This is a genomic window from Scopulibacillus daqui, from assembly GCF_016908855.1.
Taxonomy (GTDB): domain Bacteria; phylum Bacillota; class Bacilli; order Bacillales; family Sporolactobacillaceae; genus Scopulibacillus_A; species Scopulibacillus_A daqui.
The window spans coordinates 21,083-41,084 of sequence record NZ_JAFBER010000015.1 but is presented as its reverse complement, the minus strand read 5'-3'; the positions used below and the strand labels follow the sequence as shown (position 1 = coordinate 41,084).

The window sequence follows — 20,002 nt, the reverse complement described above, 5'->3', positions numbered from 1 at the left end:
CTTTTTTTAATTTAATATCACCATAAATGAAATTGGCATAACGATATATATAACGTTAAAATAAAGGATGATACTAATTTTGTAAAAATAAAATCAACATATATCTAGGCAAGTTTTTATCAGAGTGATAAACTTAGGAGATGATGCCTAAATTTTTATCGATTTGGGCTAAAGAAAGGGGCAATCATTGTGTGCGGATTTGTTGGTTATATTTCAAATAAATTACTAAAACCAAATGATCACGAACAGAATTTAATGCCTGAAAGAACAGAAATTATTACTCATAGGGGCCCTGATGATGATGGGTTCTATACGGATGATACTGTTCAGCTGGGATTCAGGCGTCTGAGCATCATTGATTTAGAGGGTGGACACCAACCGCTTTCGTACGAAAATGATCGTTATCATATTATTTTTAATGGTGAAATTTATAATTATCTAGAGCTAAAAAAGACCTTAAAAGATAAAGGATACCAATTTGCAACAACATCTGATACTGAAGTGATTTTGGCGCTCTTCACTGACAAAAGGGAAGAGGCTTTTAAAGAGCTTCGCGGCATGTTCGGCATCGTCATTTGGGATAAGCAGGAAAAGGAACTTTACGCAGCCAGAGATCCGTTTGGCATTAAGCCGTTTTATTATATGGAAACAGAAGACGGCACATTTTTTGCATCTGAAAAGAAAAGCTTGTTAATTGGAAAAGACACTGATCCGGTTTCACAAGCTGCCTTGCAGCATTACCTGACTTTCCAATTTGTTCCAGAACCTTATACAATGGCAGAATCTATTAAGCGTTTGGAGCCGGGCCATTACTTAAAGAAAAAAGTCGGTGATGAACTCAAGGTACAAGCTTATTGGAAACCGGAATTTCACCCGGTTAATCAGACATTAGATGAAGTGAAGGAAAAAATTCGCAACGTATTAAGGGATTCCGTAAAAATTCATATGCGCAGTGATGTGCCGGTCGGCGCGTTCCTTTCCAGCGGCATCGATTCAACAAGCATCGTTGCCTTGGCTAAAGAATTCCATCCAGCCATCAAAACATTTACGGTAGGATTTGAGCGCCAAGGCTACAGCGAGATTGATATTGCTAAGGATTCTGCGGAAAAGCTTGGAGTAGAGAACATACATACTGTTATCACTCCAGAGGCTTTTGTGAATGAATTGCCGAAAATTATTTGGCACATGGATGATCCTGTCGCAGACCCTGCCGCTATTCCGCTGTACTTTGTGGCGAAAGAAGCCAGCAAACATGTTAAAGTTGTCCTGTCCGGAGAAGGGGCCGACGAACTGTTCGGCGGCTATAATATTTATCGCGAACCGCTTGCTTTAAACTGGTTTAATAAGATTCCATCTCCAGGAAAGTCAGCGATTAAGGCGATTGCACAAATGCTTCCGGATGATGTCAAAGGAAAAAGCTATTTCATGCGCGGCTGTACGCCGATTCAGAAGAGATATATAGGCAATGCCTTTATGTTTGATGAAGACGAGAAAAAATTCGTCTTGAAGACACATCAGGATACCAGACATTTTACTGATATCACATCGCCGATCTATCAACGTGCCGCATCTTATCAAGACGTTGAAAAGATGCAATATGTTGATATGCATACTTGGCTGAGAGGTGATATCTTAGTCAAAGCTGACCGGATGACAATGGCTCATTCACTGGAATTGCGGGTGCCGTTCCTTGATAAGGAAGTCTTTAATGTCGCTTCATCTATTCCTGCATCACTAAAAACGGCAGAAAAAACAACGAAATTTGCTCTGCGCGAAGCAATGAGAGGCATTGTTCCTGATTCAATTCTTTACCGGAAAAAGCTTGGATTCCCTGTTCCGATCCGTGTCTGGTTAAAAAATGAATTATACGATTGGGCTAAAAATATTATTCGAGATAGCCAAACAGAAGAATTTATTAACAAATCCTATGTCTTAAAGCTTTTGGAAGACCATAAGAATGGCAAGCGTGATAACAGCCGAAAGATTTGGACAGTGCTTGTCTTTATGATCTGGCATCAAATTTATATCGAAAAGTCGATAACCTTTGATCATGAATTAGTTCATGCATAAAAAAGAGACCTTTTCAGGTCTCTTTTTTTTCGACCATACATGGCAAAAACATGTGAAATATTTCCCGGGACATGAAAAATCGTGTTAAATGATCAATCTTCTTAAACGAATGTTTCCTTCTTGTTTATAGGGTTTTGTCTTCTGTTCTTTCCTATGTTATAATTAAAAAGTTAATAAAGTGAAACCTCCGTCAGCAGGCATTTTCCTGCTGGCGGTCAGATAAATAAATCGGGGGGTCAGCTCTGTCGGCTCCTATTTAGGCTTGCTCCTAAATAAGAGATTGGCGGATGCCTCACACCGGTATAAATTGTTAGGAGTTGTTTTCATGTCGGATAATTATAATGTTGGAGACATCATCGAAGGCAAGGTAACAGGCATTAAGCCTTTTGGGGCGTTTGTTGCTATAGATGATGATCATCAAGGTTTGGTTCATATTTCCGAGGTTGCCCATCAATATGTTAAAGATATCAACGAATTTCTTAATGTCGGCGATGTTGTCAAGGTGAAAATCTTATCAATTGATGAAGAAGCAGGCAAAATTTCTTTATCTATCCGTTCAACATTACCAAAGCCTGAAGAAAAGGTTCAAAAAGCGCCAAGAAACACTAACAAGCGTCAACCTTCATCATCATCGAAGCCTGGCTTCAACACGCTTGAACAAAAATTAAAAGATTGGTTAAAAGAATCTAATGAACGCCAAGCCCAATTAAATAAGCGCTTAAAAAAATAAAGCAGCCTGTCAGGCTGCCTTTTTTAATGATCTGATCACCTATTTTGTTGTTGGATCTGGATCGGCAGCAAATGCTTCTGACGGCTTAAATAGTAAAGTCAAGCAATACAAGGCGCTTATTCCAATGATCCCATATAGGACTCTTGATACTACGGCAGCCGGACCGCCGAAAATAGCTGCGATAAGATCAAAACGAAAGAATCCAATAAGTCCTAGATCGATGCCGCCAATAATAAGGATCGCTAAAGCGGTACGCTGTAAGCCATTCATTATATAAAGGCCTCCTTAAATAAGAAGATTCATTTCTTTAATAGCGTTTCTTTAGTAAGAATAATTTATTCGCATCCCTTATTATGCCAGGTTCATCTATGATCTAAATGAAAGAAAAAATGATAAAAAACGATGTTATTACGCATATTATTAAAGATTAAGGTTTAATTTGCTTATTAAATCAATTAAGTTTTTCTTTTGAAAGATAAATGTCAATATTCTCATTGTAAAATTTTTAAAGTGTACGCGTTTTCACAAACCAATTATTTGCTTTAAGAAAGACCATTTTGTAAATTAAAAGAAGAACGTTACATATTGGGGGCATTAATATGAGTAAAAAAGTGACTTTTGATTACAGTAAAGCATTACCTTTTTTTTCTCAACATGAAATAGACTACTTGTCTAATGCTGTTGAAGCAGCACACCATGCACTTCATAATAAAACAGGGCAAGGAAGCGACTTTTTAGGATGGCTTGATTTACCCACTAATTATGATAAAGAAGAATTCGCCCGAATAAAAAAAGCGGCTGAAAAAATCAAATCAGATTCTGATGTTCTTCTCGTCATCGGTATCGGCGGTTCCTATTTGGGCGCAAGGGCTGCCATCGAAATGTTAAATCATTCCTTCTACAACTTATTGGATAAAGAAGAGCGGAAAACACCGCAAATCTTCTTTGTTGGGAACAGCATTAGTTCAACTTATACAAAGGAACTGTTTGCGGTCCTTAAAGACAAAGATGTTTCTGTCAATGTTATTTCTAAATCCGGAACGACAACAGAGCCTGCGATTGCCTTTCGCATTTTCCGCAGTTTCCTTGAAGAAAAATACGGTAAGGAAGAAGCGAGAAAACGCATTTATGCGACCACAGATAAAGAGAAGGGCGCTTTAAAAACTTTAGCTGATAATGAAGGTTATGAGTCATTTGTTATTCCTGATGATGTAGGCGGACGTTATTCGGTTCTAACGGCTGTTGGTTTGCTGCCGATTGCAGTGAGCGGTATTGATATTGATGAAATGATGAAAGGCGCACGCGATGCCCAAGAAGACTTTAGCGTTCCAAGCCTTAAAGAAAATCAGGCCTATCAATACGCAGCAGCACGTCATGTTCTGTATAACAAAGGCAAAACAATGGAATTATTAGTGAACTATGAACCAGGATTACACTACTTCTCAGAATGGTGGAAGCAGTTGTTTGGCGAAAGCGAAGGCAAAGATTATAAAGGCTTGTGGCCGGCTTCTGCTGATTTTTCAACAGACTTGCACTCCCTTGGACAATATGTGCAAGAAGGCCGCCGTCAAATGATTGAAACAGCCGTATTAGTTGAAAAACCTCGGGAAGAAATCATCATTGAAGAAGATGCGGAAAATCTTGATAAACTCAATTATTTAGCAGGAAAAACAATGGACTTTGTCAATAAAAAAGCCGCTGAGGGTACACTCTTGGCACATACTGACGGGGACGTTCCAAACCTTAAAGTGGTTATTCCTGAGTTAACGCCATATCATTTCGGTTATACTGTATACTTCTTTGAAAAAGCATGTGCGATGAGCGGCTATCTGCTTGGCGTTAATCCATTTGACCAACCAGGTGTTGAAGCTTATAAGAAGAATATGTTTGCCCTTCTTGGTAAACCAGGGTTTGAAGCTGAAAAAGAAGCGCTTGAAAAACGATTAAATCAATAAAATTAACGCCCTCTTGCTGTAAAACAGGAGGGCGCTTTTTATTAGTTATGAAGCAGGATTTTGAATGTAGTGAAGCAAATGATCAGCATTTTTCTTACTATTCATGCTATATTAATGACGTGAGACATCTTTGAATAAAAGATGAAAATGAAAAAAGGAGTGAAGATTTTTTGATGAATGAGGAGAGCGTTTTTAAGCAATTAGACATTGTAAGAGCTGCTACAGCGGGACTTTTAGAATCAATTCCAGAATCAGATTGGGATGTTATACCTAAAGGATTCAGAAACAATATTCGCTGGAATGCAGGACATATTCTAACGATTCAAGACTTGTTTGCCAATGGTTTGCGCTCAATGACACAAAATCTTCCCGGCAATTATTTAGCTTATTTTGCGAAGGATACGAGCCCTGCTGATTGGAATGAACAGCCGCCTTCAAAAGAAGAGCTCATTAAATTTTTAAAAGACCAACCGGGTTGGATTCGTGAGGTATGCAAAGGAAAGCTAGATCAGAAATTAGACAAACCGTTTAAAGGTTTTGAGACAATCGGCGAATTGTTAACGTTCAGCGTTTATCATGAAGGGCTGCATGACGGTGTCATTAATACGCAAAGCAAGATAGTCAGTGCAGATAAATAATTTTATATTGAAAGGGATAGTCCGATAATCCCGATAAAATAAAGCAAGCGGAGAAAATCGCCTTTTTTCTCCGCTTGCTTATGTATGTTGTGAACTCATGCTGCGATGCCCTGAGAGTCATCCGGCAAAAGAGCAAAGGCTTTTCCGCTCGTTAAACTTAACCATTTACAATGGTGCCGCCGTTCACATGAAGCATTTGTCCCGTCATGTAAGAGGAGTCATCGGATGCAAGAAAGACATAAGCAGGAGCCAGTTCTTTCGGCTGTCCCGGGCGTTTCATCGGCGTATCTTTGCCAAAGCGGTTTAAGTGATTTTCTGTAAAAGTTGCCGGGATGAGCGGTGTCCAAATAGGACCGGGAGCGACACCGTTAACTCTTATGCCTTTATTTAAAATATCTTGGTTTTGAGAAAGCGAACGGGTAAAAGAAACGATAGCCCCTTTTGTTGAAGAATAATCAAGCAAAGTTGGGTGGCCTTTATAGGCTGTAATGGATGCGGTATTAATCACTGTGCCTCCAGGGGGCAGGTGATCGACCGCCGCTTTCGTCAAATAAAACATGGAAAAAATATTTGTTCTAAAGGTGCGGTCGAGCTGTTCTTTTGTAATGTCTTGTATGCGGTCGCAAACATGCTGCTCCCCGGCATTATTCACTAAAATGTCTAAGCGTCCAAAGCTTTCGGCGACTTGATTAACGGCTTGCTGGCAAAAATCTTCATCACCAATATCGCCGGCAATTGTTAAGCAGCGCTGTCCCAGCTGTTCGACGAAGTTTTTTGTATCGTCCGCATCGCTGTGTGCTTCGTAGTAAATAACAGCAACATCGGCGCCCTCTTTTGCATAAGCGATTGCGACTGCTTGGCCAATACCGCTGTCGCCGCCGGTAATAAGAGCAGTTTTTCCTTTTAGTTTGCCGCTGCCGACATAATGAGGATTGTCGGTTTCAGAATGAGGAACCATATTCTTTTGGATATCAGCTTGTAAATACCCGTGCTGAGGTTCTTGAGTCGTAAGTTCTAATGGTTTATTATCCGCCATTATTCATCTCTCCTAACTTATTTTGTCCTTAACTTTCCCGAAAGCGATCTGTCTAAAACAAACATGATGAAAAACTTTGGAGAGTGAATAAAAAATTTGATATAAGAAATGGAGAAGCCATCATGAATGAAAAGAACATGTTAAAGAGTGACACTTAAGGTCATCCAATGATAAAATAAATAAAGTGATTAAAGGGTTGAAACGGATTGTTGAATGTTCTCTTTAACACATATACTGTCATTTATCGGTTTATGATACGAAACATTTAGTGTTAAAGGGGAAGAGGTGTTATAAGATGACAAAAAATGCGAAACAATCATTTTTAGCTAAAATCATTAATATTATTCTTAGCATTGTTCAAATTATAATTGCCCTTTATATTGTTATCAAACTATTCGGCGCTTCGAACGTGCCGTTTGTTCAGTGGCTGAATACAATAAGCGAGCCTTTGCTTCGACCATTTGAGGGAATGTTTCATCCTGTCGAAATCAGTAAAGGGTATATATTGGATCTGTCAGCTGTATTCGCATTGATTGCATATAGTGCTATCGGTTATATCTTAATAAGGCTTGCCTCTATGTTAAAACTGTAAAAATAAAAAGCACTTGCCAAGTGCTTTTTATTTTTGCAGTGAAAAGTATTTGTTAAAATTGTTACAATAAAAAAACACAGTATCCCGCTTGGAGAATCTGTGTTCGAATAGGCGTTGTTATGGTGGAGCATAGGGGGCTCGAACCCCTGACCTCTACGCTGCCAGCGTAGCGCTCTCCCAGCTGAGCTAATGCCCCGTTGTTTCCGACAAGTAATAATTTATCATACTAATAGTGACATGTCAACAATCTCATGAAAAATTAATTATTAATAAAAAAGTTTGTAATAGAACCCCAATAAAAACAAGTTTGTAACGAATTTTTTAATAAAGTTACAGTTTCATAATATGACTCCTGATTCGTACACCATTAACGCCTTTTTGAAAAGGCGTTAATTTTTTCATTGCATGAAGTCAATCGATGCATGAAGTCAATCGAAGCAGTAATGTTTAAACACCTGTGGCAGATAAATGAATGACAGTTCATCTTTCTGAAAACGATAAAGTGTAATAAATGAGCGGACAAAATTAAAGCGCTTCCAAAGGAAGCGCTTTAATTATCCGTGCAAATCATTTTTGATGGTTGCTTTAATTGGATAATTGCCGAATACAATTTTATTAATTGCATTAATTTCTGTTTGGGTTAAATGAGCGTTCTTTTCGATTTTATTTACTAATTCTAAAAGAACTTGGCAAATCTCATCTTGTTTGTGCATTCTTCTTGTTTTCTTTTTGAGCTCGTTCGCTAAATAGTGCTTCTGCTCACTGGTTAATGGCAGAGATTCGATAACATTGCTCATGGAAGAAGTGAATTGCTTTAATTTTACGGTGTAAGCAATAGCATGTATCACTGCAAGTGCTGCTAAAACAATAAAGAATGGTACCATGATCCCCATATCCATTAAGGTTCCGTAAATCAAGATTAGAATGATTTCGCAGATTGCTGATGTGGCTAGAAAGGATGTGATATAATATGCTAAGTTTGGTTTGAGTTGATGATGTTTATTTGACAAAACCATGCTCATGTTCATCACTCCTTTTCAAATGTTCACAAAGTTTTAACATTTTTCGTTTTCATTATATAATATGCACTTGACAAATTGCAATGATTAAAAAGATAAATTTCCAATTATTCTAAATTATCATAACAAACGTAGTTTTGTTATAAAATTTTCTATAGTTTATTGGCGGTCGAATTAAAATGATAATCAATACGCCGAAACAATGAGGTTTACATGTTAATTCATGTCAACCATATAAAGCACAGGATTAAATATTTTGTAATCAGGGAATAGGATTATAAGCGGAATAATATTCGCGATAAATGGTTTCTATGCTTCTTCATAAAAGATGTTTCCAAATTGTTAATCATAATTGGAGGTCTTTAAATGATAGTAAGAGAGCGGGATACGGAGTTTGTTATGATTCGCCAAGATGATCATGCACGCATTTCCGGAGAATTTGCGCGGTCGTGGAGGGAGGATTATTTTTCCGGCAAAGAAAAGAAAAAAGAGGTGGTGACGGCTGTTAGTGAGCATGATCGCGGCTGGATTGGACCGGACAGTGAACCGTTTATTGATGATAAAACAGGTAAGCCCTTTTCCTTTTCAAATTATCCTTTAAATACAAAGCTTATTTTTTATAAACATGGCATTGATGAAACAGAGGCGATGAATGCCTATGCCGGATTGCTCTCAAGCTGCCATTATATGCGGTTTGTTGAGGAGGAAAATGCTTCGGAAGCAAAGGGGTTTGTTCACTTGGAAAAGCAAAGGCAGAAGCGGATCGTTCAGCAAATCAGTCCATTGAATCAAAACAGCTTTATTTTTCATTATGATTTACTCAGGTTTTGCGATTCCTTATCGTTATACCTTTGTTTAAATGAACCAGGCGCATCAAAAAAGCATGAGCACCCTTGGTTTAAAAACGGCATACCTGTACCGGAAACTTTCAAATTCGCCCGATCTGAAACGTTTGATGTTAGATGGATAGACAGACAAACCGTTTCTTTAACCCCTTATCCCTTTATCAGCCATTTCACCATTTCTCTAAAATACAAATGTGTACAAAAGGAAGACATGGCGTCTCAAGGATTAATAGAGACATACAAAAAAGCGCCTTGGATGGAGCTGCGGATTCTCATAAAAGAGCCGGAAAGCAAAAATGAAACAGGATTCTCCTTTTCATAAGAACATTTAAGGAGAATCCTGCTCACGTTAAATATTTACGGCATGCTTTGTCTTTGTTAGCTGATCTTTGATTTCTTCGCTTTCTTTATCAAAAATGGCATCAACTAGACGAACCGTCGCCAACCCATCTTCTAAACCGCAATATTTTTCATTAAAACGGTCATACCTTGCCTGATAATGCCTTTTAATGTGATCGATATTAAGGATTGACGTTATTAATTCATTTGTGTTCCTCAAAAATGGACCTGGTGCTTCTTTTTCAAAGTCCATGTAAAATCCTCTTAACTGATCACGGTAAATTTCAAGATCATAAGTGTAAAAAAGAATCGGACGTTTTAGATTTGCGAAATCAAACATGACGGAAGAATAATCTGTGATAAGAATATCTGATATCAAGTACAGCTCTTGAATATCGGAATACTCCGAGACATCATATATAAAATCCTGATATTCTTCCGGGATATCAATTTTGTTTTTGATGACGACGTGCATTCTTAATAAAAAGACAAAATCATCGCCCAATGAAGCATTCATTTTTTCAAAGTCTAAATTGAGATCAAAAGTAAATTTATTATTTTTTGCTGTTTGGTTGTCCCGGAATGTCGGTGCATACAGAATGACTTTTTTATCTTTTGGGATATTCAGCCTTTGCCGTATTTTATCGGCCTGGGCCGTTTTATCTTTTCGATAGAATATATCGTTGCGCGGGTAGCCTATTTCGAGGACTTTTCCGCGATAATGAAATGCGCTTAAAAAAGCCTTAGTTGCATAAGGGCTTGGCGAAATAAGATAATCCCATTGAGAAGTTGCCTGATAGACACGTTCTAAATAATCAGGATTTCTGCCTTGAATATGATCAATGTCAAAAAGCATCTTCTTAAGAGGTGTACCGTGCCATGTTTGAACGTAAGTTGTGCCCTTCCGCTTTTTTATATAGGTTGGGAAATTTTGATTGTTTACCCAATACTTTGCTCTGGCCAAATAATAGTAATATTGGGGTGACAGTCTTTTAATTTTGATTGTATCCGGATCATTAAAGCGGATGTTTTTATTATATACCCAAACTTTCTTGTATTTTAGACCGCGTTTCGCTAATTCTTCATAAATATAGCGAGGACTGTCAGCATACTGGTTTCCAATGCCGCTCTCAAAGACAATAAGCTGTTGATTCACTGGAAGCAGGCGTCTTGCAAGATTGTAAAACACCTTCATTGCCGGGAAATAGAGCTTACTTTTGCGGAATTTATTAAAAAGTGTCAGACAAAAGTCGCTTTCAAATAGCTCCTTAAAGTATTGTCTTTTTGGTTTAAATGTTGTAACGGCTTGGTAAATCCGGTCATTTGCATGGCAATCCCTGTATTTTAAGAACTTTGAAGCTCTTTCTTTATGCTCATCTTTCATTTTAAAGTTATTTTCGGCATATTCTTTCACGAGGTGGCAAATATCATATAATCTATTGACTATGTCCCCCGGCAGATCATTATCTAAATCAAGGTGCGAAGGGTGTTGGCCGATGAATCGCTCTCTATCGAATTGATAATAGATGATCGGTTTATGCAAAAAGCTGAAATCAAACCCTACGCTTGAATAATCGGTAATCATTAACATGCTTTCTTTTAACAGTTTTTGTACGTCTACTTCACCTTGGCTTATGACTCGAACAGGCGCGCTTGTAAAGTAAGAAGTGAATTTTTGCATATTTGGATGCAGGCAAAAGATGATCTCGAATTGATAGTCCCGCGATAATTGATGAAGCATTGGATTATGAATGAGCTGCATATAACGTTCGAAGTACTCGCTTTCCAAAAAAGTATCTTCGGTCACAATCCAATCGCGCCATGTTGGAATAATCAATATTTGCCTTTTGATATTGACATTGTTCGCTAAAAGACTGTCAAAACGTGATAAACCGGTAATTTCCACCTCTCGAGGATCGTATCCAAAATCTTGAACAATCATATTTTTTTCAAATTCTGAACTGACGAGAAATAAATCCGTATCAAACCCGGGCGCTTTTTTTCCATAATTGGCAACCATGTTTTTTGTTCCCATAACCCCATGCTGAAGAAATACTTTGGTTGCTTTGACAGCTTTTTGAAACCTTTTTGTACGTAAAGGAAACAGATAGTCGGGATGATGCGAACCGATAACTCTTGTTGCCATTAATGAATAAAGAACATGTCTTTTCGACTTATAATAGAGGACATGACCCAAATCTTTAATATTCTTCAGTTCCGGAGAATCTTTGTCAATGACATAATAAACATGTCTTTTTGGATATTTTTTCCGCATGTACTTAAAAAAGTGATACCCCGTATCTTGGGCTTTGTACGAACGTTCGCCTACAAGCCAAATGTTCTTTCTTTTGTAAAAAGGCCTTAAGAGCCAAGCCCAACGAAGCATTTTCTGCAAATACTTAAAGGTATCGTGATCAAATTCATCCACTTGGAGTGAAAGATTAAATTGTTTAAAAGTGTAATATGGCGTCATAACTAAAACTGTATCTTTGTTTGTAATATATCCGCCTTTGATAAAATGACGTGCAATAAAGCGCGGCTTACCGATCCGAACCAGTGTCATGTCATCTTGGTCATGGTATTTTAAATAAAAGAAAAAGTCATATATATCCTCTTCAAGTTCCTTGACATTAAACATTTGACTTAAGGAAATATCAGTTTTGTAATGGTATTGGTGCAGTCCATTATTTTTTTGATGATTTTCTTTTAATGTCAGGATAAGCGGGATTTTTTTCTCAATGTTTGTATCGCGCCCCCGCAATATGATATGAGCGCTTTCCACACGGGAGTGTCCAGTAAAAAGCTCCCCGAAAAAAGTCAGCCGATTATTTTTTATCTTTAATTGTTTTATATGATGGGATGCTACGGGCTTTAACTCTTTATTAAAAGCTAATGATAGATTGCCGTTCTTTGTCGTATATACGATTAATGAGTAGTTATCAATGGTTACTTTTTCGATATTCTCAACTTTCGTATCCGCAAACCTTCCCAATCGTATGGCGTATTCAATAAATGGCTCACCATTCTTTAATAAACCATAATCCGAATCGTTTTTGACTTTTTCTAGTCTTTCTTCACTGACATGCTTGATCGGCGTTCGAATTTTAATATAAAAATCAAAAATTGTTTCTTCTGATTCACCATAGTGAATAACATCGTCCAAGTTAATTTTAAATTCAAAGTTTGAAGACGGCGTAATATTTGCTAATAAGATTTTTCGGTCATCTGTCCGTGAGTGAATCCATATTTCCTTCGCTTGATAAGATTTTCTTGAGAATCGTCCGCTGATATATAGCTGGCGCTGCTTCTGTTTTAAGATTAGACGCTGCTTTAAAGGATTTTTTCTAACCGTCTTTTTACTTAACCTCTTTTTTAATCTTCCTAACGAGTCTTTGACATCCATATAAACACTTCACCTCAAAATAAACGAAACATAAACTAAACATTTTCCCTTATAAAATGAAAATATGATGCCCGAATTTGGCATCCTATGTAGGTTTAGTCCTATTTGGTCGATTTTAGTAACATGTTATCAGATTATGACCCTTTTCTATTTTTCAATTCATTTGTTTTTGTGTAATAAACATTGCAATTCATTACATGTTATTTAATAAAATATTAAATACATAACATACATTAAAATTGCGAAATACAATTGAAACATTTGTTAATTTATGAAGGTCTTTGTATTTAGTTCTATTTACCTAGTCAAAATTTAAAGCCGGGGAACCCGGCTTTAAATTTTGACTAGGTACTTTCCGATGTTATCTCCTTTAAATAAACCGAGAAACGCTTCAGGAATCCGTTCAAATCCTTCGATGATTGTTTCTCGGTATTTGATCTGTCCAGCTTGCATCCATTGGGCTAATTCTTCGGCAGCATCTTTAAATTGTGAAGCGTAATCGGAAACGATATACCCCTTCATTAACGCGCTTTTAATCACAAGCTGAGTTTGAGGACGCGGGCCAACATCGGCTTTTTCAAGATTATAAAGAGAAATTTGTCCGCATATCACAATCCTCGCTTGATGGTTTATTTGTTTCATCACTGCGTCAGAAATTTCTCCCCCGACATTATCAAAATAAACATCAATGCCGTTTGGACAAGCGTTCTTTAATTGCTTGTAAACGTCATACTCCTTATAATTAATCACTTCATCAAAACCAAGCTCATTCTTTAGAAAAGAAAGCTTTTCTTTCGTTCCGGCAATACCGATGACACGCGCGCCTTTAATCTTAGCAATCTGTCCGGCAGTGCTTCCAACGGCTCCGGCTGCACCTGAAATAACAACGGTTTCTCCATTCTTAGGCTGCCCAATATCAAGCATGCCAAAATAAGCGGTTAAACCAGGCATGCCAAGAACACCTAAATGAGCAGTGATTGGTGCGAGGTTTTCATCAATCTTTCTTATTTCTTCGGATTGGACCAATTGATAAGTTTGCCATCCCAGTTGACCGACCACAAAGTCCCCCTTGTTAAAATCAGGTGATTTAGACTCAATGACTTCTCCAACGACGCCTCCGCTAATAACCTTATGAAGCTCAAAAGGCGGCACATAGGATTCGCGATCGCTCATTCTGCCGCGCATGTAAGGGTCTACTGACACATACAGCGTTTTGATTAAAACTTCATTAAGCGCAGGTTCCGGTACATCAATTTCCTGGAATTTAAAGTTTTCAAGGGTTGGCATGCCTTTTGGGCGCTTGGCTAATAAGATTTGCTTTGCCTTGTATGCAGCCATATGATGACACCTTCCTTAATTGAAATTTTGACATCCTATGACCATTATAATTCTTTTTTGCAGCCGCAGCAGTTATTCTGTTTCTTCACCGGGCTTACAGCAGTTTGGGAGGCATCGCTCTGCTTATCAAAGAGGTTGGCGGGTCATCAATGTCTAAACCTAAACCTCATTAATAAAAAGGGCTGTTCAAGTCAGGGAAACAGACCTTGAACAGCCTTCTTATCTAAGATTTTCACGTATATATTTAATTGTTTTTCGCAAATTCATTGGCGTTGGCCGGCCGAATGGTCCGCTTTGCAGCTGCTGAAACAGCAGATTGCCGTGATCGTCAACGATAAAAATGGCCGGTTCTATATGCTCTGCGTGATCCGCATACGGTGCGTCTTCACCATGAACAAATATATCGTAGCCCTTCGCCGCTCTTCGTTCATTATCACTTAAGACGGGGAAGGCCAGGGATTGATTTTCAACAAGTTCTTTAAGTCTGTCAATTTCGTCAGATGATATGGCAATGATATGAGTATCCAGTGCTTTAAATTTATCAATATCCGCTTGCAGCGCTGAAAGAAAATCTCTTTCCGCCGGACACCATTCACCTCTAAAAAAGACAATCATATGCCAGCTTTTGTGTTCTTTTAAGTGATCTTTAAAAGAAAAAAATGCGCCGTCTGTTGATATAAGATTAAACTCAGGAGCTTTTTCGCCAATTTTCAATCTAGGCATGCTGTTTCCTCCTTTTTATGGAAAAACCATGCTGATAAAAGTGATCTATCATTACTGTTCCTCTTTTTATCAAAAATTAAACATCGAAATGATGTTTAGACAATACATGGCTGCGGGAAAACCACAAAAAAGGATAAAGGTGAGTGGTTCCATGCCATTAACTAAAAAAACAAATAAGCGAATTAAAGGAAGACTTAATGGCTAGACAAAAACAATTAATAACTTTGTTAAGTAAACGGCCGGATTTAGAAAATGAAAGCGAGATGTCTTCGGTTGATAATCATTTGGTTGATTCCGCGGGAGATATGGTGGATCGCGAAAAGGTCATATCGGAAAAGATGCTTATTGAAAATGAACTTCAAGAAATTAATGAGGCATGGGAACGTATAGAAGAAGGCGGTTATGGGATTTGTGTTGATACGGGAGAAGATATTCCTTATGAATGTCTTAAAGCTTTGTCATATGCCAAAAGGACAAAAGAAGCTCAAGAGAAGCTTGATAGCCATAGGGACACCGGTGAATCTGACAAATCAACAACAAGCCGCCTGCAAAAACCAAAAGGAAAAATAGAAGACTCAAAAAATAGGACAATGAAGCGAATTGAAGAGGAGCATCATCATATAGAGAAATCTGGTTATCCATTTAAATGAAAAACGTTTTGTGATTTGCTTTAAATAAACAGATCACGCATGGTGCATTGGAAGCAGACATTGATCAAAGAAGCTGGATGCTTTTTCTTGACAAAAAACAAAAAACCCCTGAAGCATATCAGGGGCAAAATAAAGGGGGAGAAGATATTCAGCTTATCTTTATTATGGGGTAAGATTCCAGATTTTATACCTTAAAACCATTTTTTAGACGGAATTTTTTTAGGAAATACGAAAATAAGTTACAATAGGATTAGTTTCAGTTAGTTTCAGCAGGAGGTCATGCAAATGGATTTAGGATTAAAAGATAAAAAGGTATTAATTACAGGCGGGTCGAAAGGCATTGGCGCCGCGGCAGCCGAGGTTTTAAGAGAAGAGGGCGCCGCTGTCGGCGTGGTTGCCAGAGGCCGGGAAGCATTAGACAAAATAAAAGATCAATTAGGCGTCGCTGTCTATCAGGCAGACCTGTTTAACCATAATGAAAGAGAACGGGTTTTTAATCAGTTTGTACAAGATCATCGAGGCATCGATATCCTTGTCAATAATATCGGAGGAAGCAACGGCGGTTCAGCTCTGGAAACTGATATGGAAACTTTCAAGGAGGCGATGGAATTAAATTATTTTGCCAATGTTCATTTTAGCAAAATGGCTGCCGGCGTTATGAAAGAACAACAATCAGGCAGTATTATAAATATCACTTCAGTCTACGGCAGGGAAAGCGGCGGCAAAATCACTTATAATAATGCCAAGTCAGCCTTGATCAGCTTTACGAAGGGCTTTGCTGACGAAGTGATAAAATATGGGATTCGCGTCAACAGTGTTGCCCCTGGATCAATTCTGCATCCTACCGGGAACTGGCAGAGACGATTAGAGGAAAACCCAGAACAAACCAAACAATTTGTGAAAGACAACATTCCAGCGGGACGTTTTGGACGCGCTGACGAAGTGGCTCACGTGGTCGCGTTTCTTGCATCTGAGAAAGCTTCCTGGGTTGTCGGAGCATCTATTAATGTGGACGGCGGACAATCATATATGAATTTTTAAACATTGAAAAGGGCTGTCCTTTATAGACCAACTATAAAGCGGCAGCCCTTTTCCGTTCTTTTATCTCTAAATCATACTTTACCTTTAGCATTTATTAAAACCCTTAGCCGTCATTGAAGAAAATCTCTCGCGGAATAATTTTTCACTTTGCCTTGCAATATAATACTAGTTTGTACAACTTGGGAGGAATGAAATGAATGAGACCTTAGTTGTAATGGTTAGGGGGATTATTGGGTTTTTTACACTTTTATTATTAACGCGGATTCTCGGCAAGCAGCAAATCAGCCAATTAACTTTTTTTGATTACATATTAGGGATCACCATCGGATCAATTGCTGCGTCATTGACAACGGATTTAACGACCCGGGCTTTTCCGCACTGGATCGGCTTGATTGTATGGGTTATTTTAGGGCTGTTACTGCAGGGCATCACTTTGAAATGGCGGCGCGGATCAAAATTTCTTGATGGCGAGCCGACAATTGTCATTATGAATGGGCGTATCATGGACAAGGCATTGAAGAAAATGAGGTATCGGGTGGCCGATTTATTAGAAGAACTTCGAGAAAAAGGGATATTTGATCTTAACGAGGTTGAATATGCTGTTCTCGAAACAAACGGTAAATTATCTGTATTGAAAAAAGCGGCAAATCAGCCCATCACGCCAAAAGATTTAAATCTATCGGTTCCTTATAAGGGGATAAGCACGGAGCTTATATATGATGGTGTTGTTATCGATGAAAATATCAAAGCGGTTAATCGAGACCGTGCATGGCTGGAAGCTGAATTAAAAAAGCGATATATTAACCATCCGTCTCAAGTGTTTCTAGCCTTGTTAGATCCAAACGGCCAATTATTCATTGACAAGTATAGCGATAACCAAAAAAACATCATTGATATTGGCGATTATCCCGGCCCAAATTAAAGGAGTGACATGATTGGCGAAGTTTTTATATTATTGTATTCCGATGGTTATGATCATCGGCTTTGTACTCATTATGGCAAGCAGTCCCCTCCTTAAACAGCCTATGGGCAAAAATGATAATGTGGAAAAATATATTAAAATTGTTAATAGGAATATAATTGATGAAAAATGGACTGACGCTGCAAAGAATCAGAAACAATTAAAGTCTGCATGGGAAAAAGTTGTTCGGAGAATTCAGTTTGGCGCAGAAAGAGATGAAATGAACGATATTAATAAAAATATAGCCAGGCTCAAAGGCTACATAAAAGCTAATGACAAAGCCGATGCTTTGGCGGAGCTTAGCGAGCTTAAAAATCACTGGTATAATATTAGGTTTTGATATTTTTGAGGCCGTTCAAAATAAAATTTCATAAGAATCACTCCCTTTGCAAAAAATAAAAAATAAAAGGAGTGATTTGTTATGAAAAGACGGCTAGTCATTGCTTTGCTATGCTTAATGATCTTTCCGTCAATTCCTCCGTCAACAGGACAGGCATCAGAGGATAGCTGCCAAACGCTTGAGAATGTTTTTAAGACTAAAATGAACGGCGGCGGCGGAATATGCAAATTAAATATCCCGCGGAAAAAATTAAATGTGACAATGAACGGATTGAAATTGCCGGCTGATTTTATGAGCATCGGCTTCATGGTGAATTTTAAACAAGTCGGTGATAAAACTGCTGTTATGGGCGAGTTTGCTTTATTGGGCGATGAGGTGAATCCTGTTATCGACCAGTTAAGAAAGGGCCAGCTGGAAATAACAGCGCTTCATAATCATATGATTGATGAAAACCCGAGAATTTTTTTCCTCCATTTTAAAGGGGTCGGCGATATTAACCGTATGAGCCAAGCCGTTAAATCGGCGATATTAGAAACCCATGAAAAAAACAAGAATAGGCATTATATAAACCTCACAAATAAGAGCGGCTTATCTGAATAAGCTGTTCTTTTTTTGATTTAAATTGTGGCAAGTGCGATAATTTTGTAAAATTAAAAAGATAAAAACAATAACAGAGACTTACTAATAAGCCGTATTCATGGGAGGGGAATCAATGGATCAGTCGGTTCGATTATTGACGGTTCATGATTTATTGAGGCGGCCGTCTTTTTCCGATGCGGAGCTTGTGGCAGGAAAAAGCGGGTGTCAAAGAAGAGTCCGCTGGGTACACATCCTTGAAGTACCGTCTATTGAAAAATTTATTCATGGCGGCGAGTGCATTTTGACAACAGGATTAGGCTTAAAAACCTTTCAAAAAGAACCTGTCCAATACTTGAAAAAACTGATTAAAGCTGATGCGGCTTGTTTATGCATCGAATTGGGCAATGATATAAATGAGATTTCAAGCGATTTAATGGATTATGCCAATCAGCAGCATTTTCCGCTTATTGTCTTTAAGAAAGAGGTTCGCTTTGTTGATATTACCCAAGATATCAACAGCTTGCTTATTCATCAACACGTGGATCAATTAAAAGCCATTGACAATCTTTCAACTGCATTTAATCAGGCGATTGTACATAATCATGGAGAAAGACAGATCCTCAAGCTCCTTCACGAACACTCACAGGCACATATCTTTTATGAAAAAGGCCGAGAACATGAGTGTTACCCTGTCCATTCAAAAACGATGTTTCATGATGATTTGAAGCTGATGAATCAATTAAAAAATAAATGTTTTCAAGGGGGCGGGCCATCAACGCATGAGTATCTAGATGGAAATGGATTTTATTGGCTGGTTCAGCCTGTATGTGTTTTGGGACAAACTCTTGGTTATTTATATTTAAAAAGGTATGGTGCTGCAATGACTGAATGGGATAAGCTCATGACAGATCGAGCGGGACTTGTTTTGGCGGCCAGTTTGTTCCAGAAGCAGTTGACCGTTGAAAGGAAACGGGAAAAAGAGCAGAAAATCATCGAGGATCTCATCCAAAATCGGTTAATAGATGAAGAACCTTTGAAAGATTTAATAGGAGATCCCTGGAAAAGTTCGTATTCTTATCGTTTCATTTATATTGATATTGGGAATTTATGTGAACAGACACTTGAAAACCTGCACATCGCTTTAAAAAAAATCGGCATTTATCCGCTATTCTCTCATACGCCGTCTCGATTAATTATCCTTGCTTTTCATTTTAGCGGAAAAAACGGCTGCTGGCGCCAAGCTGTTCATGACATTGAGAAGTTAAATCTTGGCGGTGAAACGGGTGTCAGCCGTTTAAGAACTCAATTAAAAGAAGCGCCGTTAAGCTGCCAGGAAGCTAAGTCAGCGGCTCAATGGAAGCGGCGCCATCCCCGCTTGAGCCCATTTTACGAGGAAAACGGCCTTTATCAATTAATGGATTTATCCAATGACAAAGAAGCGTGGCAGAGATTTATTTATGACCAAATAGGCCCTTTAATGCATCACGATAAAATGGAAAATCGTGAGCTTTTCACAACTTTGAAAGTGTATTTAACCCATCAAGGTTCAAAGACAAAAACAGCTGAAGCATTATACATTGTCAGGCAAACACTTTATCACAGGCTGAAAAGAATTAAGGGCTGTCTTGGAGAGGATTTCATGAAACCAGAACGCCGCATACCTATAGAAGTGGCTGTGCGCATATATGAATTGATGAATGAATCTTAATCATCCTCTTGCAATCCTGATGCCGTTTCTTTATG

At 38.2% G+C, this 20,002-nt stretch carries 18 protein-coding genes and 1 tRNA gene; 12 read left to right on the top strand and 7 right to left on the bottom strand.

Annotation, left to right across the window (positions count from 1 at the left end; genetic code table 11):
* Positions 1-189 precede the first annotated feature (189 nt).
* Both asnB and yugI read left to right on the top strand, forming a co-directional pair.
* Complete coding sequence (gene asnB / locus JOD45_RS11125) at positions 190-2,070, top strand: asparagine synthase (glutamine-hydrolyzing) (RefSeq protein WP_205003966.1); 1,881 nt, start codon at positions 190-192, stop codon at positions 2,068-2,070.
* A 325-nt stretch (positions 2,071-2,395) separates the two neighbouring features.
* On the top strand, positions 2,396-2,800 hold the full coding sequence (gene yugI / locus JOD45_RS11120; RefSeq protein ID WP_205003965.1) for a S1 domain-containing post-transcriptional regulator GSP13: 405 nt from the start codon (positions 2,396-2,398) through the stop codon (positions 2,798-2,800).
* Between the two features lie 39 nt (positions 2,801-2,839).
* Here the strand turns inward: yugI and JOD45_RS11115 are convergent, their stop codons facing one another.
* On the bottom strand, positions 2,840-3,070 hold the full coding sequence (locus JOD45_RS11115; protein ID WP_205003964.1) for a DUF378 domain-containing protein: 231 nt from the start codon (positions 3,068-3,070) through the stop codon (positions 2,840-2,842).
* Positions 3,071-3,399: 329 nt separating this feature from the next.
* Between JOD45_RS11115 and JOD45_RS11110 the strand changes: the two genes are divergently transcribed.
* Positions 3,400-4,755 carry a glucose-6-phosphate isomerase gene (locus JOD45_RS11110; protein ID WP_205003963.1) on the top strand — a complete coding sequence of 452 codons (1,356 nt, stop codon included), beginning with the start codon at positions 3,400-3,402 and terminating at the stop codon, positions 4,753-4,755.
* Positions 4,756-4,928: 173 nt separating this feature from the next.
* Positions 4,929-5,393 carry a DinB family protein gene (locus tag JOD45_RS11105; protein WP_239549231.1) on the top strand — a complete coding sequence of 155 codons (465 nt, stop codon included), beginning with the start codon at positions 4,929-4,931 and terminating at the stop codon, positions 5,391-5,393.
* A gap of 157 nt (positions 5,394-5,550) precedes the next feature.
* On the opposite strand, the gene JOD45_RS11100 is transcribed toward JOD45_RS11105, so the two are convergent.
* A complete protein-coding gene (locus JOD45_RS11100) occupies positions 5,551-6,429 on the bottom strand; it encodes an SDR family oxidoreductase (RefSeq protein ID WP_205003961.1) in 879 nt (292 codons plus the stop codon).
* Between the two features lie 295 nt (positions 6,430-6,724).
* Between JOD45_RS11100 and JOD45_RS11095 the strand changes: the two genes are divergently transcribed.
* A complete protein-coding gene (locus JOD45_RS11095) occupies positions 6,725-7,021 on the top strand; it encodes a YggT family protein (RefSeq protein WP_205003960.1) in 297 nt (98 codons plus the stop codon).
* 120 nt (positions 7,022-7,141) lie between these two features.
* Here JOD45_RS11095 and JOD45_RS11090 read toward each other — a convergent pair.
* Positions 7,142-7,217: transfer RNA gene (locus JOD45_RS11090), tRNA-Ala, on the bottom strand.
* 358 nt (positions 7,218-7,575) lie between these two features.
* Positions 7,576-8,043 carry a hypothetical protein gene (locus tag JOD45_RS11085; protein WP_205003959.1) on the bottom strand — a complete coding sequence of 156 codons (468 nt, stop codon included), beginning with the start codon at positions 8,041-8,043 and terminating at the stop codon, positions 7,576-7,578.
* 363 nt (positions 8,044-8,406) lie between these two features.
* Here JOD45_RS11085 and JOD45_RS11080 point away from each other — a divergent pair, with 363 nt between their 5' ends.
* Entirely contained in the window at positions 8,407-9,207 is an 801-nt protein-coding gene (locus JOD45_RS11080; protein ID WP_205003958.1) for a DUF3891 family protein, read from the top strand.
* A gap of 27 nt (positions 9,208-9,234) precedes the next feature.
* Here the strand turns inward: JOD45_RS11080 and JOD45_RS11075 are convergent, their stop codons facing one another.
* The 3 genes from JOD45_RS11075 to JOD45_RS11065 form a co-directional block, all read right to left on the bottom strand.
* Positions 9,235-12,627 carry a CDP-glycerol glycerophosphotransferase family protein gene (locus JOD45_RS11075; RefSeq protein WP_205003957.1) on the bottom strand — a complete coding sequence of 1,131 codons (3,393 nt, stop codon included), beginning with the start codon at positions 12,625-12,627 and terminating at the stop codon, positions 9,235-9,237.
* A 333-nt stretch (positions 12,628-12,960) separates the two neighbouring features.
* A complete protein-coding gene (locus JOD45_RS11070) occupies positions 12,961-13,965 on the bottom strand; it encodes an NADP-dependent oxidoreductase (protein ID WP_205003956.1) in 1,005 nt (334 codons plus the stop codon).
* Positions 13,966-14,184: 219 nt separating this feature from the next.
* Positions 14,185-14,688 carry a peroxiredoxin family protein gene (locus tag JOD45_RS11065; RefSeq protein WP_205003955.1) on the bottom strand — a complete coding sequence of 168 codons (504 nt, stop codon included), beginning with the start codon at positions 14,686-14,688 and terminating at the stop codon, positions 14,185-14,187.
* Positions 14,689-14,885: 197 nt separating this feature from the next.
* On the opposite strand from JOD45_RS11065, the gene JOD45_RS11060 reads away from it, so the two are divergent.
* The 6 genes from JOD45_RS11060 (at position 14,886) to JOD45_RS11035 (ending at position 19,967) form a co-directional block, all read left to right on the top strand.
* On the top strand, positions 14,886-15,338 hold the full coding sequence (locus JOD45_RS11060) for a TraR/DksA C4-type zinc finger protein (protein WP_205003954.1): 453 nt from the start codon (positions 14,886-14,888) through the stop codon (positions 15,336-15,338).
* A gap of 285 nt (positions 15,339-15,623) precedes the next feature.
* Positions 15,624-16,379, top strand: coding sequence for an SDR family NAD(P)-dependent oxidoreductase (locus JOD45_RS11055; RefSeq protein ID WP_205003953.1), 756 nt, complete (start codon positions 15,624-15,626; stop codon positions 16,377-16,379).
* A gap of 193 nt (positions 16,380-16,572) precedes the next feature.
* On the top strand, positions 16,573-17,301 hold the full coding sequence (locus JOD45_RS11050) for a DUF421 domain-containing protein (protein ID WP_205003952.1): 729 nt from the start codon (positions 16,573-16,575) through the stop codon (positions 17,299-17,301).
* A 13-nt stretch (positions 17,302-17,314) separates the two neighbouring features.
* Positions 17,315-17,680, top strand: coding sequence for a DUF4363 family protein (locus JOD45_RS11045; RefSeq protein WP_205003951.1), 366 nt, complete (start codon positions 17,315-17,317; stop codon positions 17,678-17,680).
* 81 nt (positions 17,681-17,761) lie between these two features.
* On the top strand, positions 17,762-18,280 hold the full coding sequence (locus JOD45_RS11040; protein ID WP_205003950.1) for a DUF1259 domain-containing protein: 519 nt from the start codon (positions 17,762-17,764) through the stop codon (positions 18,278-18,280).
* A 112-nt stretch (positions 18,281-18,392) separates the two neighbouring features.
* Positions 18,393-19,967, top strand: a complete 1,575-nt coding sequence (locus JOD45_RS11035; RefSeq protein ID WP_205003949.1) for a PucR family transcriptional regulator — start codon at positions 18,393-18,395, stop codon at positions 19,965-19,967.
* The last annotated feature ends 35 nt before the right edge of the window (positions 19,968-20,002 follow it).

Coding starts and splice junctions, on each gene's coding strand:
- JOD45_RS11075 (WP_205003957.1), bottom strand. CDS start 12,627: ATGGATGTCAAAGACTCGTTAGGAAGATTAAAAAAGAGGTTAAGTAAA.
- JOD45_RS11065 (WP_205003955.1), bottom strand. CDS start 14,688: ATGCCTAGATTGAAAATTGGCGAAAAAGCTCCTGAGTTTAATCTTATA.
- JOD45_RS11110 (WP_205003963.1), top strand. CDS start 3,400: ATGAGTAAAAAAGTGACTTTTGATTACAGTAAAGCATTACCTTTTTTT.
- JOD45_RS11115 (WP_205003964.1), bottom strand. CDS start 3,070: ATGAATGGCTTACAGCGTACCGCTTTAGCGATCCTTATTATTGGCGGC.
- JOD45_RS11070 (WP_205003956.1), bottom strand. CDS start 13,965: ATGGCTGCATACAAGGCAAAGCAAATCTTATTAGCCAAGCGCCCAAAA.
- JOD45_RS11060 (WP_205003954.1), top strand. CDS start 14,886: ATGGCTAGACAAAAACAATTAATAACTTTGTTAAGTAAACGGCCGGAT.
- JOD45_RS11050 (WP_205003952.1), top strand. CDS start 16,573: ATGAATGAGACCTTAGTTGTAATGGTTAGGGGGATTATTGGGTTTTTT.
- JOD45_RS11080 (WP_205003958.1), top strand. CDS start 8,407: ATGATAGTAAGAGAGCGGGATACGGAGTTTGTTATGATTCGCCAAGAT.
- JOD45_RS11040 (WP_205003950.1), top strand. CDS start 17,762: ATGAAAAGACGGCTAGTCATTGCTTTGCTATGCTTAATGATCTTTCCG.
- JOD45_RS11105 (WP_239549231.1), top strand. CDS start 4,929: ATGAATGAGGAGAGCGTTTTTAAGCAATTAGACATTGTAAGAGCTGCT.
- JOD45_RS11095 (WP_205003960.1), top strand. CDS start 6,725: ATGACAAAAAATGCGAAACAATCATTTTTAGCTAAAATCATTAATATT.
- JOD45_RS11100 (WP_205003961.1), bottom strand. CDS start 6,429: ATGGCGGATAATAAACCATTAGAACTTACGACTCAAGAACCTCAGCAC.
- yugI (WP_205003965.1), top strand. CDS start 2,396: ATGTCGGATAATTATAATGTTGGAGACATCATCGAAGGCAAGGTAACA.
- JOD45_RS11055 (WP_205003953.1), top strand. CDS start 15,624: ATGGATTTAGGATTAAAAGATAAAAAGGTATTAATTACAGGCGGGTCG.
- JOD45_RS11035 (WP_205003949.1), top strand. CDS start 18,393: ATGGATCAGTCGGTTCGATTATTGACGGTTCATGATTTATTGAGGCGG.
- JOD45_RS11085 (WP_205003959.1), bottom strand. CDS start 8,043: ATGAGCATGGTTTTGTCAAATAAACATCATCAACTCAAACCAAACTTA.